Consider the following 18,208-nt stretch of genomic DNA (forward strand, 5'->3'; position numbering starts at 1 on the left):
GGGTAGCGACCGGGGCGATGAAGACTCAGAGCTGGCCGATGGTCATCTGTACGATGAGGCTGCTGATCGACACGGCTGCCCACACCCCCAATCCCAGGGCGATCGGCCGCCAACCTGTCGATGCCATCTTGCGCAGGTTGGCCGAGAGGCCAATGGCCGTCAGTGCCACGATGATCAGGAATTCGGCCAGCATATGAATCGCCGGCTGGATCTGTCCGGGAATCAGTCCGGCGGTACGGATGGCCGAGGCCACCAGGAACCACAGGATGAACCAGGGAAAGATGCGGGCCAGGCTGAAGTTGCTGCTGCCTTTCTTTTTTTCATGCCAGGCGGTGGCGAGGGCCAGCACCAGGCAGACGGGAATGATCAGCGTTGCGCGGGTCAGCTTGACGATGGTGGCGTAGTCACCCGCCGCTTTGCTGAAGCTATAGCCGGCGGCGACGACAGACGAGGTGTCGTTGATGGCTGTCCCGGCCCACAGGCCGAAGCCCAGGTCGGACAGGTGCAACAGGTGCCCGAGCAGCGGAAACAGCAGCACGGCGACGAGGTTGAACAGGAAAATCGTGGAAATGGCGAATGCGGTGTCGTGTTCGTCGGGCTTGATGATCGGCGTGATCGCGGCAATGGCCGAGCCGCCACAGATGGCAGTGCCCACACCAATGAGGATCTTGAGCTTGTCGTGCACCTTCAGTAGGCGGCCCAGGCCCCATGCCGCGAGAAACGCCATGGTCATGGTCACCAGGGTTACCGATAGGGATTCGAGGCCGGTCTTGGCCACCTGGCTCAGACTCAGTCCGAAGCCCAGTGCGATGATCGACCATTGCAGGATCTGCTTGCCAGCGAACTGGATGCCAGGGGTGAAGCTGGCGCCAGGCGACAGGAAATTTCGTACCACGATGCCTAACACGATGCCGAATACAGGACCGCCGATCAGGGGGGCCAGATGCCCCAGCCCGAGGGCGACCAAGGCGATGACGATGGCCAGGGCCAGGCCGGGAAGGCGCTGGCCAAGGGATGGAGCGGGGAGGGATGCAGCCTGGGCGGACATGGTATTTCCTTGATGCGTGTGGCTATTGTCGGTCGCGGCATGCATCAGGAAAACTTGGAATTTCTGATTGAAGATATAAAATAATTTGATGCTTCATATCAGCCCCCGCCAGCTTGAAGTGTTTGTCCAGACGGCATTACTGGGCAGTTTGCGTGCCGCCTCCGATGCGCTGCACCTTACGCAACCGGCCACGAGCATGGCCCTGGCCGAATTCGAGCGTCTGCTAGGCAGCCCGGTGTTCGCCCGTGAACGAGGACGGCTGCATTTGAATGCGCGCGGCCGCGAATTGCTGCCGCTGGCGCAGGAACTGCTGGAGCGCCATGCGGAATTCGGCCGCCAAGGCATCGCGGATCGGACGGTGCTGGGGGGAGAGCTTCGCGTGGGGGCCAGCAACACGGTGGGGAATTACCGGGTTGGTGAATTGCTGGGCGATTTCATCCGAGCCCATCCTCAGGTATCGGTACGCTTGCGCGTGGCCAATACCGACGCTATCGCTCATGCCCTGCTCGAACATGCACTGGACGTGGGATGTGTCGAGGGCCCGGTCGCGCACCCTTCGCTAGCGCTGCATCCCTGGCGCGACGATGACCTGGTCGTATGTGCGCCGCCGGATCACCCGCTGGCACGCAAACGGCGCCTGCAACCGGGCGATTTCACCGGCGCGCGATGGGTCCTGCGCGAGCCGGGGTCAGCGACGCGCGTGACCAGCGAGCGTGCGCTGGCGATGCTGCCTCCTGGCGAAACTGTGCTGGAGCTGGACCAGACCGAAGCCATCAAGCAAGCCGTCGTGGCAGGCCTGGGCATCGCCTGCCTGCCCCAGGTAGCCGTGATCGATGCCGAGGCAGCCGGTCGCCTGCGCGTATTGCGTACCCCCTTCCTGGACCTGCGGCGCAAGCTTTCCCTGTTACTGCACAAGGGAAAGTATCGCGGCGCCCTGTTGGAGGCATTCTTGTCGAGCGTGGATGCCCAGGTAGGGGGATGGCGCGCATGAGCCACGTCGCCGCGAGCCCCGCGTGTCGTTTTTCGCGCTTCACAGCGCCGCAGGCGCGGCCTCACAGCTTGCGCAGCAAGCGACTTCACCCACTCAGAGCCCAAACGCACTCAACCCCGGATGATCGTCCGGCCTGCGTCCTGCCGGCCAATGGTATTTGCGTTCGTCCGCGCGGATCGGCTGGTCATTGATGCTCGCGTGGCGATAGCGCATCAGGCCGTTTTCGTCGAACTCCCAGTTCTCGTTGCCGTGGCTGCGGTACCACTGCCCGGAGTCGTCGTGCCATTCATAGGCGAAGCGCACGGCAATGCGATTATCCCTGAAGGCCCAGAGCTCCTTGATCAATCGGTAATCGAGCTCGCGGTCCCATTTGCGTGCCAGGAACACACGCACGGCGTCGCGGCCATCCAGGAACTCGGCGCGATTGCGCCAGTGCGTGTCCACCGTATAGACCAGCGATACCCGTTCCGGATCGCGGGAATTCCAGGCGTCCTCGGCAAGACGGACTTTCTGCGTGGCGGTTTCTTCGGTGAAGGGCGGAACTGGCGGCTTGGTGGTCATGGGAGCCTTCGTGTGTAAGGTAGACAGGGTTGTCTACATGCAGGCTAGCTAATGCAGACAGACTTGTCTACCATGTTCGCATGAATAACCAGGCAAGCCTTCTTCCGGCCCGCGAACGCATTCTTCTAACCGCCCACGACCTGTTCTACCGGGATGGCGTTCGCGCCACCGGCATCGACAAGGTCATTGCCGATGCCGGCGTGACCAAGGTGACTTTCTATCGGCATTTCCCCAGCAAGAATGATCTGGTCTGTGCATTCCTGGATTATCGCCATGAGCGATGGATGGCCTGGTTCGTCGATGCGCTGACCCGGCACGGTGCCAATGAAGGCCGCCTCACGGAGGCCGTCGTCCGCGCCATGCGTGAATGGTTTGAATCGGAAGCCTTCAGGGGGTGTGCATTCATCAACAGCGTGATTGAGCTGGGCGGTAGCCTGCAGGATGTGATCGACATATCCAGGCAACACAAGCAATCGATGACGGACGTCCTGGCCGCGCACCTGCCGCAAGAACAGCAAACGGCGGGACTGGCTTGCGCGATGGCGGTGGCGATTGATGGCGCCATCATTCGTGCACAATATGATCAAACGCCCGATGCGGCGTTGGCTGCCCTGGCGTTGTTGTTGAAAAGCCTTGCCTGGTAGGAGCGATTTCATTGGCGAAGCAATCTGCAACACGGTTACAGATTGGTGCTCTTAAAACCCCAAGCCGCGCCCTAAGTCGCGACTTGCATCGCGGCTGAATTCGATACAGCTCAAGCTGGCGTTTGCGCGTCAGCTTCCGTGCAGACGGGAATTCTAGGCGACGTAATGTCAGCCAGCATGGCCTCCACTTCCTCGTGCGAGCGGGCGCGTATGAGCTTGGGCGCGTGCTGGCGCAGGGCCTTGGCGTCAAGCGATGCGAGGCGATCGCGTACTTGCAGCAATTGGCCGGGATGCATGCTGAATTCGTACAGCCCCAGCGCCAGCAGCATCGCCGTGAAGTTCACGTCGCCGCCGATCTCGCCGCACAGGCTTACCGGCTTGCGTGCGCGCCGGCCAGCGCTGATCACATGCGAGATCAAGCGCAACAGGGCAGGCTGCAAGGGATTGTAGATATTTTCCAGCGCGTCGTTGCCGCGATCGGCAGCGAGCACGTATTGCGCCAGATCATTGGTGCCGATGGCCAGGAAGTCCGCGTGCTCGAGGATTTCGCGCACATTGATCGCGGCGGCTGGCACCTCGATCATTGCGCCCAACGAGAGCTTCTCCGGCAGGTCGATGTTTTCGCGCTTGAGCTCGGCGCGTGCCAGCTTGAACAGTGTGCGTACGGCGATCAGTTCATCCGGCTGCGTGACCATGGGAACGAGTACGCGTACCGGGCCGTAGCACGCTGCGCGCAGGATGGCGCGAATCTGCGTGGTGAAAACCGCCGGATAGCGTAGTGACAGACGTACGCCGCGCACCCCAAGCGCGGGATTCTCCTCGCCGCGCATGGCCAGGCCGGCGGCATCGGCCTTGTCTGCGCCCAGGTCCAGCGTGCGAATGGTGACCGGCAAGCCACCCATGCCCAGAACCAGGTCGCGGTAGGCAATGAACTGCTCGTCCTCGGAGGGCAGCCCCTTGTGTCGTAGGAACAGGAATTCGGTGCGATACAGGCCAACGCCATCGGCGCCCTTGGCACGCGCCGAGGCGATGTCAGGCGACATTTCGGCATTGGCGTAAAGCTTGATGTCCACGCCATCGCGAGTGCGTGTGGGGGCATTGGCCAGCGTAGCCAGCCGTCGCCCTTCCTGGGCCGCTTCGCGCTGCCAGGCACGATAGCGAGTGAGATCTTGCGCCGTGGGATGCACGACCGCTTCGCCACGTTCGCTGTCGAGCAGGATCAGGTCGTCGTCGTGGATGGTAGACAATGCATCGCGTACGCCCACCAGCATGGGCAGGTCAAGGCTGCGCGCGAGGATGGCACTATGGGAATAGGGGCTGCCCGAGCTGGCGACCACGCCAAGCAGGCCATTGCCGGCCAGGTGCGCCATGTCGGCCGGTGCGATGGAATCGGCAATGAGGATCTCGCCCACGCGTGCGGCGATCTTGCGTTCCTCGGCGCTGGTCTGGCGTTGCAGGGCCGAGATGACGCGGTTGATGACCTGGTCGATATCTTCCTTGCGACTGCGCAGGTAAGGATCGTCCATGGCCTCGAACACCGCGGCGAGACGGTCGCGCTGTTTCTTTAGCGCCGCGCCCGGGCGGTAGTGTCCGATGCGGACCAGATCGTCCAGGCCGCGCAACAGCTCGGGATCATCCAGGAGCAGGCTGTGCGCGTCGATGAATTCGTTGACTTCGCGGGCCAGGGCGCCATGCAGCTTGCCGCGCAATTCGCGCAATTCCTGTCGTGCGGTGTCGAGCGCGCGGTGCAGCCGTTCAAGTTCGGAATCGACCTCGTCCTCGGCCAGCGGGCGTGTGTCGACCAGGTAACGGCTCGGCTGGACCAGTCGCGCGCGACCGAGGGCCATGCCTCGCGAAGCGGTGGTGCCGGGCAACAGATGCCTCATGCAGACGATCTCGATGTGGGGGGAGTGGACGCCGGGGAGCGCGCCTTCAGACAACAAACATCGCGCGACAGTTGCACGTGTTCTGCCTTGATGAGGCGATCTGCGGTCCCCGATTCCATCCTCAAGCCCCTTCGTCGAACTTTCTGTCGAAAAGTGCGACCACGGCATCGAGCGCGTTCTGCTCGTCCGGGCCGTCGGCGCGGATGGTCAGCGGCGTGCCGAGGCCTGCGGCGAGCATCATCACACCCATGATGCTTTGAGCATTGACCTCACGTCCCCGGCTGACCAGCCAGACGGTGGACTTGAAGCTTTGTACCAATTGCACGAGCTTGGCCGAAGCGCGTGCATGCAATCCGAGTTTGTTGGAAATGACGATGTCTTTCTCAAGCATGATCGATGAAGATTCCTCCGCGGCCGCCGCTGGCGGCAATTTCCGCCAGTTCGTCCAGGGGTTTTTCCGAGTAGTTGAGCACACGCAGCAGCATCGGCAGATTCAGCCCCGACACGCAGCGCAGCCGTACCCCCAGCGAACTCAGTGATAGGCCTATATTGCATGGCGTGGCGCCATACAGATCGGCCAGCACCAGCACGCCGTCTCCCTGGTCGAGGTCACGGGCGTGGCGCTCGGTGAGCGTACGCATGACGTCCGGGTCGGATTGGCCTGGTACTTCCACGGCCTCGACCTGCAACGGCAACTTTGGCAGCACGTGGTGTGCGGCCGAGATCAACGCCTGGCCAACGGCCTCGTGCGTCATCAACATCACTCCGACGCTCATGGCCGCAGTGTCCCCTGGTGGTGTTCAAAAGCGCGCATGACAGCTGTTACTCAAGCTCGCGGTGGAAGATCAGCACGTTCTCTCGCTGCGTGCGGTAGTGCGCGGCGAGCTTCTCGGCCAAGTAGACCGACCGGTGCCGCCCGCCGGTGCACCCGATGGATATGGTCACATAACTGCGATCATCTTGCTCGAATCGTGGCAGCCATCGATCCAGCCAGTGGCTGGTGTCCTGGAAATACTCACCTACGAGTGCCTGCTGGTCCAGGAATTCACGGACCGGGGCGTCCTTGCCTGAATACGGGCGCAGCTTGGCATCCCAGTGGGGATTGGGCAGGCAGCGGGCGTCGAAGACGAAATCGGCATCCGGGGGCAGGCCGCGCCGGTAAGCAAATGATTCGAACATCAGCGTAAGGCCCTTGGTGGCCTCCGCGTAGCCCGTGGCGATCAGGCGGCGGAGCTGATGTACGTTCAGGTCGCTGGAATCGATCACCTTCTCGGCCAAGCCCGATAGCGGGCGCAGGATCCGGCGTTCTTCGGCGATGGCGTCGGCCAGCGACAGCCCGCGTGCCGAGAGCGGATGCTTGCGTCGTGTCTCCGAGTAACGCTTGATCAGGATGTCGTCGCGGCAATCGATGAAGATCAGGTGGACAGCCACCTCGGCGGCGGCCAGCGTCGACATGACAGCGGGTACCTGCTGGAAGTCGTCGCTGCGATTGCGCACGTCCACGCCTACCGCGATATGACGGCGCTGGCCGCTCTTGTCGTTGCGGATCACGGTGCGGACCAGATCCTGCAGGAGGCTGGTGGGCAGGTTGTCCACGCAGTAGAAGCCCAGGTCTTCCAGGGCGCGCAGGGCCACCGTCTTGCCGCCGCCGGACATGCCGGTGAGTACAAGCAAGTGGGTTTCTTCCGATTGGATGCTGGCGACTAGCTGGCTTGAATCATTCATGGCAATGGGGTCTTGAGTTACCAGGGCGGCAACCGGCGCATCTGGTGCGCTTGGCGATCAATGAAGGTCTGAGCCGGGTCGATGCCCTTACTCTTCAGTACATGGCTGCGCACGGCAGCTTCTACAAGCACTGCCAGGTTGCGGCCAGGTGCCACAGGGATGGTGATCAGCGGGACCTGCACCTCGAGGATCTCACGGTGCCCGACATCGCCCGTCAGGCGCGTCATGGCATCGGTATCCTCGCCGTCTCGCAAAGGCTTGAGATGCACCACCAGGCGAAGATACTTCGAGGGCTTGACCGCGGTATGGCCGAACATCTCGCGCACGTTGAGCACGCCCAGGCCACGCACTTCAAGCAGGTCCTGGAGCAGTTCCGGGCAGGTGCCATCGATGACGTCCGGAGCGATCAAGGTGAATTCGGTGGCATCGTCGGCCACGAGGCGATGGCCGCGGCTGATCAGCTCCAGCGCCAGTTCGCTCTTGCCCGAGCCCGATTCGCCGGTGATCAGCACGCCAATCGAGAACACTTCCAGGAATACCCCGTGCAAGGTAATCCTCGGTGCCAGCATGCGCGCCAGGTAGTACTGCATCCAGGTCAGCAATTCGTGGCCACGCTTGGAGCTGATCCACAACGGGGTGTTGGTTTCTTCGGCCACCTCCCGCAAGTCGGAAGGTATGGCTTGATCCTTGGTTACGATCATGGCCACTGGCTGATAAGCGGCGATCTTGTTGATGGCCTCCCAGCGCTGGCGCGAATCGAGTCCATCGAGGTAGTTCAGCTCCTCGCTGCCGATAATCTGGATCTTGTTGGGGTAGATGACATTGAGATAACCGATCAGTGAAGGGCGTCGGCTCATCGTCACCGCCTGCTCGAGTACCCGCGATTCCCCGCGCATACCTGACACCCAGCGCAAGGCCATGCGCTCGTGAACCCCATCGTACAGTTGTCGAGCGGTGATGCGATCCAAGGCGCGATCCTTTGCCGGGCAGGCGGCGACTGACGTGTATTGTGCCAGTTTGGCCGAAAGCTGGCTTTGGGTTGCCTGGCGCGCCCGAGCAATTTCATTCGTTAAGCGGGCCGCCACCCTGCCGAAGGTTGGGGCTTCGGCCTGGGGGCGCGACCGGACTATGGCGTAACTAGCCTCTACGAAGCGAAACCATCTGCGATCCAGTCGCAGGTGGGGCTTTTGGAACGTCCAAGCCGTGACCTCGTCGCGGCTTGCTTGGCGACTGAAGTCGCTCTTAAGAGGGGACGTCCGGTGAACTGACGTCGCCCTCGTCATTAGCGTGGCGTCCCGCCTTCAGGATGCGTCTGTGGTAAGACCACTCATGTCGATACCACTCTCCCTGTGACGTCAGGGAGAGTGGACAGGTTTGGCTCAAAAATACGCAGATGATCGAAGGTGATCAACCGTACTGTCGTTCTTCGCGCACTTCGCGCTGATGCTTGTCGCAGATCTTGTCGCGATGTTTGCGTAGTTGTGCAGTGAGTTTGTCAAAGAGGATGTCAATGGAGGCGTACATGTCCGACTCGATCGCCTCAGCGTGCAACAGGGTTCCATTGACGAGCAAGTTGCCTTCAGCCTTCTGTTGAAGCTTGTTCACTGATAGGACAACGCTGAGGCTTATGAGTTTTTCGTCGAGGCGGGTCAGGCGGTCCAGCTTGGCGTTGGCGTGCTGCCGCAGGGCCTGGGTGACTTCGATCTGCTGACCGCTGAGTTGGAATTGCATATTACGCCTCCTCATGATGCTGGCCGCATTGCGCGGCCGGGTTGGATGCATCCCCGGTGATGCGAGAGGACACACCGTCAGTCATAAGCTGGGAACGTTTATGGCGCGATCAAGTTCCCGCAATCGCCAACATTCATCCGGCGCGCTGGCGTTCGCTGGAGCTGGGTATGCGCATCGCCTCCCTGTATTTGGCTACGGTACGACGAGCCACCTGGATGCCCTTTCGGCGCAGTTCCTCGGCGATCGCCTGATCGGATAACGGCTTGCGTGTGTCTTCACCATCGACGAGCTTGCGCAACATGGCCTGGATGGCCGTGGCCGATGCGCTGCCGCCGTCTTCGGTGGACACGCCACTGGAAAAGAAATGCTTGAGTTCGAATGTGCCACGCGGTGTATGGATGTACTTTCGCGTCGTGACTCGCGAGATGGTCGATTCATGCATGCCCACCTCTTCGGCCACTTCGCGCAGCACGAGCGGGTGCATGGCCTCGGGGCCGTAATCGAGAAAGGCGCTCTGTCGCCGAACGATCGCCTCGGCCACCTTCATTAAGGTCTCGGCACGCGATTCGAGGCTCTTGATCAGCCAGCGCGCCTCTTGTAGTTGTCCGCGCATCCAACTGGCGTCGTCCCCGCGCGCACGCGCGATAAGATTGCAGTAATGCTGATTGAGGCCTAGTCGTGGCTGGCAGTCGGGATTGAGGCTTACGCGCCAGCGCCCGCCTTCCTTACGAGCATAGACGTCGGGCGCGACATATTCGACGGGGGTAGGGTCCATCGCCGCACCCGGACGTGGATCGAGGCTGCGAATGAGCACAGCGGCACTGGCCACATCATCTGCCTCGGCACGCAAGCGCCGCGCGAGTTTGACGATATCGTTGCGCGCCAGCAATTCCAGCTCGCTATCGACGATGCGCAGCGCCAGATCGAGATGCGGCGTGCCGCTACTGAACTGTTCGAGCTGGGCGCGCAGGCAGTCGCGCAGGTCCAGGCTGGCGACGCCTGTGGGGTCGAAACGCTGCACCATGCGGCGCACGTTTTCGATTTCCTCGAGTGTCGCCTTCAGATCGGCGGGCAGGGCGGTTGCCACCGACTCCAGGCCCTCGCCCAGATAGCCATCGGCATTGACCGCATCGATCAGGACCGCGGCGATGGTGCGCTGGCGCGGTGTCATGTGCGCCAGGTTCAGCTGCCACATCAGGTGTTCGCGCAGGGTTTCCGGTGCGGCGTTCTGAGGCTCGAATCCGTCGTCTTCACTGCCGTTGCCGCGACCGGCACCGCTGCTGGAGAAGTCGATGGGCTCGTCGGCCGGGGCATCACCCCAGTCCGGCGCCTCGGCATCGTCGGACGATCCGCTGTCGTCACTGCTGCTCGAGGAGCTAGGCGCGTTGGAGGAGGGCCCCGGTGTCTGGGCGGCTTCGAAGCTGTCCTCTTCGCCGTTGCCGCCCTCGTTCTCAGCCGAATCTTCGGAAAACTCGAGCAGCGGATTGCTCTCGGCGATCTGGCGCAGCTCCGCCTCCAGCTCCAACTGCGACAGTTGCAGCAGGCGAATCGCCTGCTGAAGCTGCGGCGTGAGCGTGAGTTGCTGATTGAGACGAAACTGCAGTCCGGTTTTCATGCCAGCCGGGGTAGATGAACGCTGAGGGTCATCCTAACCCCTGAAACCCGGGTCGACCATAGTTTCTGTCGACCGGAGTGCCCACGCCGTACAGCTGAATGTGATTCAGATCAGGATTGCGTCAATGCCAGCGGGCCAGGAACGCGACTTTCACGCTTCCTACAGGCGGAATTCGCGGCCCAAATAGACCTCGCGAACCTTTTCGTCGGCCAGGATGTGGGCCGGCGTGCCACGCGAAAGCACTTCGCCATCATTGAGGATGTAAGCGCGGTCGCAGATGCCCAGCGTTTCACGGACGTTGTGGTCGGTGATCAGTACGCCGATGCCACGTTCCTTGAGGTGGCGAACGATACGCTGGATCTCACCCACGGAAATCGGGTCCACGCCGGCGAACGGTTCGTCCAGCAGCATGTAGCGTGGCTGGGCGGCCAGCGCACGGGCAATTTCCACGCGCCGGCGTTCGCCACCGGACAGGCTGATGCCTTTCTGCTGCGCGATGTGGGAGATCTTCAGTTCATCGAGCAGGCTTTCCAGTTCCGCGTTGCGTTGGCGCTGGTCGAGCCCGTCACGCAGCTCCAGCACGGCCATGATGTTGTCCGCCACTGTCAGCCGGCGGAAGACCGAGGCCTCCTGGGGAAGGTAGCCGATGCCCAGCTTGGCCCGGGCGTGCATGGGCAGGCCGGTGATGTCGCGCTTGTCCAGCTTGATCAGGCCGGCATCGGCCTCGATCAGCCCCACGATCATATAGAAGCAGGTGGTCTTGCCAGCGCCATTGGGGCCGAGCAATCCCACGACCTCGCCTTCACGGATGGAGAACGCGAAATCGCGCACGACCTGGCGCGTGCGGAAACTTTTTTGCAGGCCTTCAGCGGAGAGCATCGGTTACGGCTGTCCCTGTGGCTTGGCCGGCGCGGTGTGCGCTGGAGCTGGAGCGGTCGGCGCCGCAGCGCTCCCCGGTTTGGCTGGCGCCGCGCCGCCCTTGGCGGTGCGCGGCTTGGGCAGGAAGGTCATGGCTACCCTGCCGTCGCTGCCGCTCTCGCCGGTCATCTGGCTGGTGTTGGTGTTGTAGGTGAGCTTGTCGCCGTGGGCTTCGCCGCGGCCCTGCTGCTTGACTACGGCATGGTCGGTCAGCACGGCGATCCCATTGATGTTGTCGTAATCGAGCTGCGCGGCATCGCCGGTCATCAGGTTGCCGGAGTCGTCGATCTGCTGGATATGCGCGGGCTTGCCGGTCATCACGACGCGGCTGACGTTCTGGTCGCCGTCGAAATAGATCTTTGCCAGGTCGCCGGTCACCTTCATGGTGCCCTGGGTGATCACCACGTTGCCCTTGAGGGTGGACACGCTGTTGGGCGCGTTCACGCCGTCGAACGAGTTGGCGCGCTCGACATTCATCGGCTGGTCGCGGTCATCCTTTCTTGCCTGCGCTGGCTGCAGGGCCGCCAGCGCCAGCACCAGCAGGCTGTACCTGGCGATTCCGCGAGCGCGGGACGAAGGTGCCGTGGACGTCATTGAGAAGCTCCAGATGGTTGTCGTTGAGGTTGGCGCGCATGCCAACACCGGTCATTCTACTTTCGCCCTGGGTCAACTGCGCCGATTCGGCCGTTTCCATGCGGTTCTCCTTCGGCCAGGCGGTGACTTCGGAGGTCTTGAGGTCGGCCGCGGGGGCATCGTCGAAGGCCGGGCGGTGCATGTTGACGGCGCCTTGCAGCTTCAGCAGGGTGCCTTCCTTGTTGACCACGGCGTAGTTCGAATCTCCTTGCCAGTCCGGTACGCCGGCCTGGTTCGAGGGCAGGTCGTACTTGGGCGAGATAATGTACAGCGACTCGTCACCCTCGCGGCGATCCAGGCGAGGTGCCGTCATCGTGAAGCCGGGCGCGCCGGTATCGTCATAGGACCAGACACGGAAGTTGTGCAGTGTATAGCCCGAGCGGGGTGGTCCAATGAAGTCGCTGACCTTGGGCGCGGGCGCCAGCCACCAGTAGACGCCCTGGACGCTGGCAATACCCACTGCGAGTAACACGATCAATACTGGCGTGCCGCGATCGCGCAGAACTCCAGGCAATCTCATCGCCAGCGCTCCAGTTCGGCGGTGACGCGGCCCTTGGCGGTGAGGATCAGGTCGGCCACCTCGCGCGCCGCACCCATGCCGCCACCACGGCGGGTCTGCCAATGGGCGCGTTCGGCTATCCACGGATGAGCATTGGCCACCGCGACGGCCAATCCGACCATCGTCATGGCCGGCAGGTCCGGCAGGTCGTCGCCGATAAAGGCTACTTCGTCCGGTTGCAACTTGAGCGCGTCGATGAGCTCGCGCAGACAGGCACGCTTGTCATTCTGGCCCTGATAGACGTGGGCTATGTCCAGCTCCTCGGCGCGCAGCGCTACCGGATGGCTGATGCGCGCAGACAGGATCGCCACCTGCACGCCGTGCTGCTGCAGCAGCTTCAGTCCCAGGCCGTCGTGGACATGGAAGATCTTTGCCTCGTGGCCGTCTTCGCCATACCAGAGCCTGCCATCGGTCAGGGTGCCATCCACATCGAAGACCGCCAGCCGAATCTTTGCAGCACGGGCGAGGACGTCGGCGGAGATGTCGGCAAGATAGGCAGTGGACACGGTAAGGTCTTCGGGCAGGGATAAAGGCAGGGCGGGGGCGTTTAACGCACGCCGGCCTGAACGGTTGTCGCAAGGCTCTTCGCGGTAACGCCCAAGAACCTTGTCAGTCCGCCATCACACCACGCGGGCGCGGAGCAGATCATGAATGTTGAGCGCGCCGACCACGTGCTGCTCGTGGTCAACCACCAGCAAGGCATGGATCTGGTGTCGCTCCATCAACTGGGCGGCTTCGATGGCGAGCTTGTCGGACGAAATGGTCTTGGGACCGCGGGTCATCAGTTCGGCCACGCTCGCCCCGCGCAGGTCCACGCCATCGTCATCCAGGGCGCGGCGCAGGTCGCCATCGGTGAACACTCCCAGCAGCCGGCGTTCGGCATCGACCACGGCGGTCATGCCCAGGTGCTTGCGGGTCATTTCCATCAGCGCCTGGGTCAGGCTGGCATCGGGCGCCACCATCGGCACGCCCTCGCCGGTATGCATGATGTCGTTGATGTGCAGCAGCAGGCGGCGCCCCAGGCTGCCAGCCGGATGCGAACGGGCGAAATCCTCCGAGGTAAAGCCGCGCGCATCGAGCAGGGCCACGGCCAACGCATCGCCCATGACCAGGGCAGCCGTGGTGCTGGATGTCGGGGCCAGGCCCAGCGGACAGGCCTCCAGCGCGACGCTGGTGTCCAGGTGCAGGTCCGCCTGCTTGGCCAGTGAGGACTGGTCGTTGCCGGTCATGGCGATCAGCGGAATACCCTGGCGCTTGATGACCGGCAGGATGAACAGGATTTCGTCCGTCTCGCCGGAATTGGACAGCGCCAGCACGATGTCCTGAGGTTGGATCATGCCCAGGTCGCCGTGGCTGGCCTCGCCCGGGTGCACGAAGAAGGCCGGTGTACCGGTCGAGGCAAAGGTGGCGGCCATCTTGCGGCCGATGTGCCCGGATTTGCCCATGCCGATGACCACCACCCGGCCGGAGCAGGCCAGGATCAGCCGGCAGGCTTCGACGAAATCGGCGCCGATACGCGGCTCCAGAGCCCGGATAGCATCGGCCTCGGTGGCGATCACGGTTCGGGCGCTACGGATGATGGCGTCGGCGTCAATCAAGGCGATAGGGCTGCTGGCGGGGCTGGCGATATGGGCGTTCATGCGTCCTCGGGGGCTTGGACCGGGTGTCCGTTGGCTGCAACCGGGCGAGGTCGGCGCGCCGGGCGGGGTTCCTTAAGGCTGCCCTGGAATACGGTTTGGCGCCGCTGTCGTTTCTGCGACAGAAGATTTCCATTACCATGGCATATTCGCATTTTACCGTTATATGACGGCGCGCAGCAGGGAGTATGGCACTTCCCGCGTGATTTCCGCCGTCATCAGCTCCAGGCAGGAACCCCATGGACGCAGCCACCATTCAGGCAATGATCGAAACCGGCCTGCCCGGCGCGCGCGCGGACGTCAGTGGCGACGACGGCGTGCATTTCGAGGCCGAGGTCATCGCCAGCCAGTTTGCCGGCAAGCTGCCCCTGGCGCGCCACCGCCTGGTCTACGCGACCCTGGGCGATCTCATGGGTGGTGCCATCCATGCCCTGGCGCTCAAAACCTATACGCCCGAAGAAGTGGCTGCGCGCCGTTGAGGCCGCCCGCTCCCGGCAAAATTTTCCAAGGATTACGATGGCCAAGATTCTGATCAGCGGCGGCGAGCCGCTCCAAGGCGAAGTGGGTATTTCCGGCGCCAAGAACGCCGTGCTGCCGATTCTCGCGTCCTGCCTGCTGGCCGATGAGCCGGTAGCCATCAGCAACGTCCCGCACCTGCACGACGTCACCACGTTCATCGAGCTGCTTGGCCAGATGGGTACCCAGCTGACCCTGGACGATCGCATGAAGATGCAGATCGATCCGCGGCCCACCGACCGCTACTTCGCTCCCTATGATCTGGTACGCACCATGCGTGCCTCGATCCTGGTGCTGGGCCCCCTGGTGGCACGCTTTGGTCAGGCCGAAGTGTCCCTGCCGGGTGGTTGCGCGATCGGTTCGCGGCCAGTCGACCAACACATCCGTGGCCTGGAGGCTCTCGGCGCCCAGGTCACGGTGGAAAATGGCTACATCAAGGCCAAGGCCAGCCGCCTGAAGGGCGCGCGCATCGCCATGGACATGGTGACCGTGACCGGCACCGAAAACATCATGATGGCCGCGGCCCTGGCCGAGGGCACCACCATCATCGAGAACGCCGCGCAGGAGCCTGAAGTCGTCGATCTGGCCAACTGCCTGATCGCCATGGGAGCGCAGATCGAAGGGGCGGGCACGTCCACCATGGTAATTCATGGCGTGGAGCGCCTGCATGGTGCTGAATACGAGGTGCTCCCCGACCGTATCGAGACGGGCACCTTCCTGGTCGGTGCTGCTATGACCGGAGGCAAGATTCGTGCGCGCAACGCCCGCGCCAGCACGCTAGAAGCGGTGCTGAGCAAGCTCGAGGACGCCGGCGCACATATTTCCACCGGCCCGGACTGGATCGAGCTGGACATGCAGGGGCGCCGTCCAAAGGCAGTCAACATCACCACGGCGCCGTACCCGGCCTTTCCTACCGACATGCAGGCACAGTTCACCGCCCTCAACTGCATCGCCGAGGGCGTGGGCGTGATCACCGAGACCGTTTTTGAAAATCGTTTCATGCACGCGCATGAATTGCAGCGGCTGGGCGCCGATATCCGCCTGGAAGGCAATACGGCCATCATCCAGGGCGTGGAAAAGATGAGCGGTGCGCCGATCATGGCCACCGATCTACGCGCTTCGGCCTGTCTGGTGCTGGCCGGCCTGGTTGCACAGGGCGATACCACGGTTGATCGCGTGTATCACATCGACCGCGGTTACGAGAACATCGAAGAGAAGCTGGGCGTACTTGGCGCGAAGATCCGCCGCTTGCCCTCCTGAGCGCCAGGATCGAGCGGAGAGGGGCGAGCAGCAGGAAAAACAAAAAGCACGCTATCGGCGATAGCGTGCTCCGGAAACACCCAAGGAAATCGACGGAGTGAAAAGCCAGGGGTGGCTATCGCTTAAGAGCAATCTCCTACTCCTCACTCCTTTCTCCCGTTCCCCGACTACTTGCCGCCCTGAAAGCTGATCAACTGCAACGTCAGGTCGCCGCCGTCGCTCTGCGCAAGCTTTACCGGGACCGGATATTTCTGCGGGACGTACCAGGCGCTGAAAGCCTTGTTGTTGTCGGTGCGCTCGACACGCTCGGCCTGGAAGCTGCCCGCGGGTACTTGCACATTGTCCTTGCCGGCAACCTTGAACTGCTGGTTTTCGACATTGCGTTTGACCGCAACAGGCAGGCTGATGGACTGCTTGCCGTCGCGCAAGGCCCAGCCAATGGCCAGGGGTGTGAGATTGCGATCGACCATGCCTGCAACGCCGGCATAGGTGGACGGGCCCTTGCCTTCATCGACCGTCACCTGATGATTGGCATCGACGGTGACGTGGCGGGTCTTGGTCTTGAAGGCGTTGACGCGTGAATCATAGGCCTGGGTTTCGGGCGCGCCATTGGCGATGCGGAACTTGCTTGTTTCCGTCGAACTGGCGCCGAGCGCGGCGGCGAGCCCGCCAGTGCTTTGCACGTCATTGGTGTAGACCCAGTTACCACCTTCCGGCTTGAGTGTCAGCGTAGCCTGGCCAATGGCCTGGCCTCCTTGCAGCACTTGGTATTTGGCCGTGAATGCCGAAGGCGATGCGGCCAGCGCAGCCGTGGAAGACAGTGCCAGCACCAGGCCAGCGGCGAGAACGCGAAGCGGAGTTTTATGAGTAGCCATGAGCTCCGCAGTCTACGCGCTTAGCCTGAACAGGCGATGTGGCAGTGCGCAAGATTGAGAGGTGGCCGAGCAGTGGAGTCGGTCAAATCATGTCGCGGCACGACGACTTGCCGCGAGCGTGCGGACTTGCGCCCTCGCTACTCATCCCTCGCCCCTCGCTCCAAAAGGCCATCTTCCAGCCGCAAGGGTGCCTGCAACGGTGTGCCGTCCCACATCACCGTGTCCGCACCGGCCAGGGCCAGCCGTTGTTCGGCAAGGGCGCTCACCACGGCAGGTAAGAGACGATGCTCCTGGATCAGCAGGCGTTGCGCGAGGGTGTGTTCGTTGTCGTCGGGCAGCACGGCGATGCGGGCTTGCGCGATGACCGGGCCGCCGTCGAGTTCAGCGGTAACGTAGTGAACGCTCGCGCCATGCTCGGCATCACCCGCTTCCAGGGCGCGGCGGTGCGTGTGCAGGCCGCGGTACTTGGGCAGCAGCGAAGGGTGGATATTGATCATCCGCCCAACCCAGGGGCGTAGCGCGTCACCATCGAGGATGCGCATGAAACCGGCCAGCACGATCAATTGCGCGCCGCTGTCACCGATGCGCGTGAACAGGTCGATATCGAAGTCGCGCCGATTGTCGTAGCGGCGTGGATTCAGATGCAGGGAGGGAATACCGGCCGCCTCGGCCAACTGCAAGGCGCCGGCATGCGCCTTGTCGCTGGCTACCAGTACGGGCTCGATCGCCAGCGCGTGGTGATCGCGCGCAGCCAGCAACGCGGCAAGGTTGCTGCCGCGGCCGGACGCGAGAACGGCAATGCGCAAGGGCTTGGGCATAAGGGCTAGAAGATGTTCCGCCCGGCCTGGGCCGGGCAGTGGGCGGGTCAGCCGATATGAACGCGTTCGTCGCCGCTGGCGGTAACGACTTCGCCGATCACGGAGCAAGCCAGGTCGTGCTTACCGAGCAGGCGCGCGGCATCGCCAACGAGGTGGGCCGGCAGAATCACGGTGAAACCCACGCCGCAGTTGAACGTGCGCCACATTTCCTCGCGCGCCACGTTGCCCTCGCGCATCAGCCAGTCGAATACCGGCGGCAGCGAAATGGCTGTGGCATCGAGCTTCAGGCCGAGGCCTTCAGGTACCACGCGGATGATGTTTTCCTTCAGGCCGCCGCCGGTGATGTGCGCCATGCCATGGACCGCAGCGCTCTGAAGCAGCTCCAGCATCGGCTTGACGTAGATGGTGGTCGGCGCCATCAGGGCATCGGCCAAGCGGGTGCCGCCTAGGTCCAGGTCGAGCGGGTTGCCCGCGCGTTCGAGGATCTTTCGGATCAGCGAGTAACCATTCGAATGCGGACCGCTGGATGCCACGCCAAGGATCACGTCGCCGGCTACGATGTCATCGCCGCTCAGCAGCCTGGATTTTTCCACGGCGCCGACCGTGAAGCCGGCCAGGTCGTATTCGCCCGGCGGATACATGTCAGGCATCTCGGCGGTTTCGCCACCGATCAGCGCGCACCCAGCCAGTTCGCAGCCCTTGGCGATACCGCCGACCACGGCCACGGTGGTGTCGACATCCAGCTTGCCGGTGGCAAAGTAATCGAGAAAGAACAGCGGCTCGGCGCCCTG

At 62.9% G+C, this 18,208-nt stretch carries 21 protein-coding genes; 4 read left to right on the forward strand and 17 right to left on the reverse strand.

All coding sequences use genetic code 11. The features are described from left to right. Nucleotides 1-25: 25 nt before the first annotated feature. On the reverse strand, nucleotides 26-1,048 hold the full coding sequence (locus VF436_RS09440) for a YeiH family protein (RefSeq protein ID WP_330903759.1): 1,023 nt from the start codon (nucleotides 1,046-1,048) through the stop codon (nucleotides 26-28). 88 nt (nucleotides 1,049-1,136) lie between these two features. Here VF436_RS09440 and VF436_RS09445 point away from each other — a divergent pair, with 88 nt between their 5' ends. Continuing rightward, nucleotides 1,137-2,039 (forward strand): LysR family transcriptional regulator, encoded by a 903-nt coding sequence (locus VF436_RS09445; protein WP_330903760.1) that lies wholly within the window; start codon nucleotides 1,137-1,139, stop codon nucleotides 2,037-2,039. 93 nt (nucleotides 2,040-2,132) lie between these two features. Here the strand turns inward: VF436_RS09445 and VF436_RS09450 are convergent, their stop codons facing one another. Beyond that, nucleotides 2,133-2,600, reverse strand: coding sequence for a nuclear transport factor 2 family protein (locus VF436_RS09450; RefSeq protein WP_330903761.1), 468 nt, complete (start codon nucleotides 2,598-2,600; stop codon nucleotides 2,133-2,135). An 80-nt stretch (nucleotides 2,601-2,680) separates the two neighbouring features. Here VF436_RS09450 and VF436_RS09455 point away from each other — a divergent pair, with 80 nt between their 5' ends. Then, nucleotides 2,681-3,244: a TetR/AcrR family transcriptional regulator gene (locus VF436_RS09455; protein WP_330903762.1), complete on the forward strand. Its 564-nt coding sequence runs from the start codon at nucleotides 2,681-2,683 to the stop codon at nucleotides 3,242-3,244. 110 nt (nucleotides 3,245-3,354) lie between these two features. Here VF436_RS09455 and ptsP read toward each other — a convergent pair whose 3' ends face one another. The 12 genes from ptsP to VF436_RS09515 all read right to left on the reverse strand — a co-directional run bounded on the left by ptsP (nucleotide 3,355) and on the right by VF436_RS09515 (nucleotide 13,951). Beyond that, nucleotides 3,355-5,130, reverse strand: coding sequence for a phosphoenolpyruvate--protein phosphotransferase (ptsP, locus tag VF436_RS09460; protein WP_330903763.1), 1,776 nt, complete (start codon nucleotides 5,128-5,130; stop codon nucleotides 3,355-3,357). Between the two features lie 121 nt (nucleotides 5,131-5,251). Continuing rightward, a complete protein-coding gene (locus VF436_RS09465; RefSeq protein WP_330903764.1) occupies nucleotides 5,252-5,521 on the reverse strand; it encodes an HPr family phosphocarrier protein in 270 nt (89 codons plus the stop codon). Next, nucleotides 5,514-5,906 carry a PTS fructose IIA subunit family protein gene (locus VF436_RS09470; RefSeq protein WP_330903765.1) on the reverse strand — a complete coding sequence of 131 codons (393 nt, stop codon included), beginning with the start codon at nucleotides 5,904-5,906 and terminating at the stop codon, nucleotides 5,514-5,516. Before VF436_RS09470 ends, VF436_RS09465 begins: the two co-directional genes overlap by 8 nt. A 46-nt stretch (nucleotides 5,907-5,952) precedes the next feature. Then, nucleotides 5,953-6,855 (reverse strand): RNase adapter RapZ, encoded by a 903-nt coding sequence (gene rapZ / locus VF436_RS09475; RefSeq protein WP_330903766.1) that lies wholly within the window; start codon nucleotides 6,853-6,855, stop codon nucleotides 5,953-5,955. A 17-nt stretch (nucleotides 6,856-6,872) separates the two neighbouring features. Further along, the gene (gene hprK / locus VF436_RS09480; protein WP_330903767.1) at nucleotides 6,873-7,823 is read right to left on the reverse strand and encodes an HPr(Ser) kinase/phosphatase; all 951 of its coding nucleotides are present in this window, start codon (nucleotides 7,821-7,823) and stop codon (nucleotides 6,873-6,875) included. 439 nt (nucleotides 7,824-8,262) lie between these two features. Beyond that, nucleotides 8,263-8,586 (reverse strand): ribosome hibernation-promoting factor, HPF/YfiA family, encoded by a 324-nt coding sequence (hpf, locus tag VF436_RS09485; RefSeq protein ID WP_330903768.1) that lies wholly within the window; start codon nucleotides 8,584-8,586, stop codon nucleotides 8,263-8,265. Nucleotides 8,587-8,719: 133 nt separating this feature from the next. Further along, nucleotides 8,720-10,201, reverse strand: coding sequence for an RNA polymerase factor sigma-54 (locus tag VF436_RS09490; RefSeq protein ID WP_330903769.1), 1,482 nt, complete (start codon nucleotides 10,199-10,201; stop codon nucleotides 8,720-8,722). A gap of 159 nt (nucleotides 10,202-10,360) precedes the next feature. Then, nucleotides 10,361-11,080 (reverse strand): LPS export ABC transporter ATP-binding protein, encoded by a 720-nt coding sequence (gene lptB / locus VF436_RS09495; protein ID WP_330903770.1) that lies wholly within the window; start codon nucleotides 11,078-11,080, stop codon nucleotides 10,361-10,363. 3 nt (nucleotides 11,081-11,083) lie between these two features. Further along, a complete protein-coding gene (lptA, locus tag VF436_RS09500; protein WP_330903771.1) occupies nucleotides 11,084-11,713 on the reverse strand; it encodes a lipopolysaccharide transport periplasmic protein LptA in 630 nt (209 codons plus the stop codon). Then, on the reverse strand, nucleotides 11,610-12,272 hold the full coding sequence (gene lptC / locus VF436_RS09505; RefSeq protein WP_330903772.1) for an LPS export ABC transporter periplasmic protein LptC: 663 nt from the start codon (nucleotides 12,270-12,272) through the stop codon (nucleotides 11,610-11,612). Before lptC ends, lptA begins: the two co-directional genes overlap by 104 nt. Next, on the reverse strand, nucleotides 12,269-12,817 hold the full coding sequence (locus VF436_RS09510) for an HAD-IIIA family hydrolase (RefSeq protein ID WP_330903773.1): 549 nt from the start codon (nucleotides 12,815-12,817) through the stop codon (nucleotides 12,269-12,271). Before VF436_RS09510 ends, lptC begins: the two co-directional genes overlap by 4 nt. Before the next feature lie 114 nt (nucleotides 12,818-12,931). After that, nucleotides 12,932-13,951 carry a KpsF/GutQ family sugar-phosphate isomerase gene (locus tag VF436_RS09515; protein WP_330903774.1) on the reverse strand — a complete coding sequence of 340 codons (1,020 nt, stop codon included), beginning with the start codon at nucleotides 13,949-13,951 and terminating at the stop codon, nucleotides 12,932-12,934. A 236-nt stretch (nucleotides 13,952-14,187) separates the two neighbouring features. Here VF436_RS09515 and VF436_RS09520 point away from each other — a divergent pair, with 236 nt between their 5' ends. Continuing rightward, nucleotides 14,188-14,427, forward strand: a complete 240-nt coding sequence (locus VF436_RS09520) for a BolA family protein (RefSeq protein WP_330903775.1) — start codon at nucleotides 14,188-14,190, stop codon at nucleotides 14,425-14,427. A 37-nt stretch (nucleotides 14,428-14,464) separates the two neighbouring features. Next, nucleotides 14,465-15,724, forward strand: coding sequence for a UDP-N-acetylglucosamine 1-carboxyvinyltransferase (murA, locus tag VF436_RS09525; RefSeq protein WP_330903776.1), 1,260 nt, complete (start codon nucleotides 14,465-14,467; stop codon nucleotides 15,722-15,724). Between the two features lie 167 nt (nucleotides 15,725-15,891). Here the strand turns inward: murA and VF436_RS09530 are convergent, their stop codons facing one another. From VF436_RS09530 to purM, 3 genes are all read right to left on the reverse strand, one after another. Then, nucleotides 15,892-16,599 carry a DUF3108 domain-containing protein gene (locus VF436_RS09530; RefSeq protein WP_330903777.1) on the reverse strand — a complete coding sequence of 236 codons (708 nt, stop codon included), beginning with the start codon at nucleotides 16,597-16,599 and terminating at the stop codon, nucleotides 15,892-15,894. 137 nt (nucleotides 16,600-16,736) lie between these two features. Next, a complete protein-coding gene (gene purN, locus VF436_RS09535; RefSeq protein ID WP_330903778.1) occupies nucleotides 16,737-17,417 on the reverse strand; it encodes a phosphoribosylglycinamide formyltransferase in 681 nt (226 codons plus the stop codon). A gap of 47 nt (nucleotides 17,418-17,464) precedes the next feature. After that, the coding region (gene purM, locus VF436_RS09540) for a phosphoribosylformylglycinamidine cyclo-ligase (RefSeq protein ID WP_330903779.1) at nucleotides 17,465-18,208 on the reverse strand (744 nt) is incomplete at its 5' end.

This window comes from Dyella sp. (assembly GCF_036384435.1).
Lineage (GTDB): Bacteria > Pseudomonadota > Gammaproteobacteria > Xanthomonadales > Rhodanobacteraceae > GSA-30.

Coding starts and splice junctions, on each gene's coding strand:
- VF436_RS09440 (WP_330903759.1), bottom strand. CDS start 1,048: ATGTCCGCCCAGGCTGCATCCCTCCCCGCTCCATCCCTTGGCCAGCGC.
- purN (WP_330903778.1), bottom strand. CDS start 17,417: ATGCCCAAGCCCTTGCGCATTGCCGTTCTCGCGTCCGGCCGCGGCAGC.
- ptsP (WP_330903763.1), bottom strand. CDS start 5,130: ATGAGGCATCTGTTGCCCGGCACCACCGCTTCGCGAGGCATGGCCCTC.
- VF436_RS09470 (WP_330903765.1), bottom strand. CDS start 5,906: ATGAGCGTCGGAGTGATGTTGATGACGCACGAGGCCGTTGGCCAGGCG.
- VF436_RS09465 (WP_330903764.1), bottom strand. CDS start 5,521: ATGCTTGAGAAAGACATCGTCATTTCCAACAAACTCGGATTGCATGCA.
- lptC (WP_330903772.1), bottom strand. CDS start 12,272: ATGAGATTGCCTGGAGTTCTGCGCGATCGCGGCACGCCAGTATTGATC.
- VF436_RS09530 (WP_330903777.1), bottom strand. CDS start 16,599: ATGGCTACTCATAAAACTCCGCTTCGCGTTCTCGCCGCTGGCCTGGTG.
- VF436_RS09520 (WP_330903775.1), top strand. CDS start 14,188: ATGGACGCAGCCACCATTCAGGCAATGATCGAAACCGGCCTGCCCGGC.
- VF436_RS09515 (WP_330903774.1), bottom strand. CDS start 13,951: ATGAACGCCCATATCGCCAGCCCCGCCAGCAGCCCTATCGCCTTGATT.
- VF436_RS09445 (WP_330903760.1), top strand. CDS start 1,137: ATGCTTCATATCAGCCCCCGCCAGCTTGAAGTGTTTGTCCAGACGGCA.
- VF436_RS09450 (WP_330903761.1), bottom strand. CDS start 2,600: ATGACCACCAAGCCGCCAGTTCCGCCCTTCACCGAAGAAACCGCCACG.
- rapZ (WP_330903766.1), bottom strand. CDS start 6,855: ATGAATGATTCAAGCCAGCTAGTCGCCAGCATCCAATCGGAAGAAACC.
- VF436_RS09455 (WP_330903762.1), top strand. CDS start 2,681: ATGAATAACCAGGCAAGCCTTCTTCCGGCCCGCGAACGCATTCTTCTA.
- murA (WP_330903776.1), top strand. CDS start 14,465: ATGGCCAAGATTCTGATCAGCGGCGGCGAGCCGCTCCAAGGCGAAGTG.
- hpf (WP_330903768.1), bottom strand. CDS start 8,586: ATGCAATTCCAACTCAGCGGTCAGCAGATCGAAGTCACCCAGGCCCTG.
- lptA (WP_330903771.1), bottom strand. CDS start 11,713: ATGACGTCCACGGCACCTTCGTCCCGCGCTCGCGGAATCGCCAGGTAC.
- VF436_RS09490 (WP_330903769.1), bottom strand. CDS start 10,201: ATGAAAACCGGACTGCAGTTTCGTCTCAATCAGCAACTCACGCTCACG.
- lptB (WP_330903770.1), bottom strand. CDS start 11,080: ATGCTCTCCGCTGAAGGCCTGCAAAAAAGTTTCCGCACGCGCCAGGTC.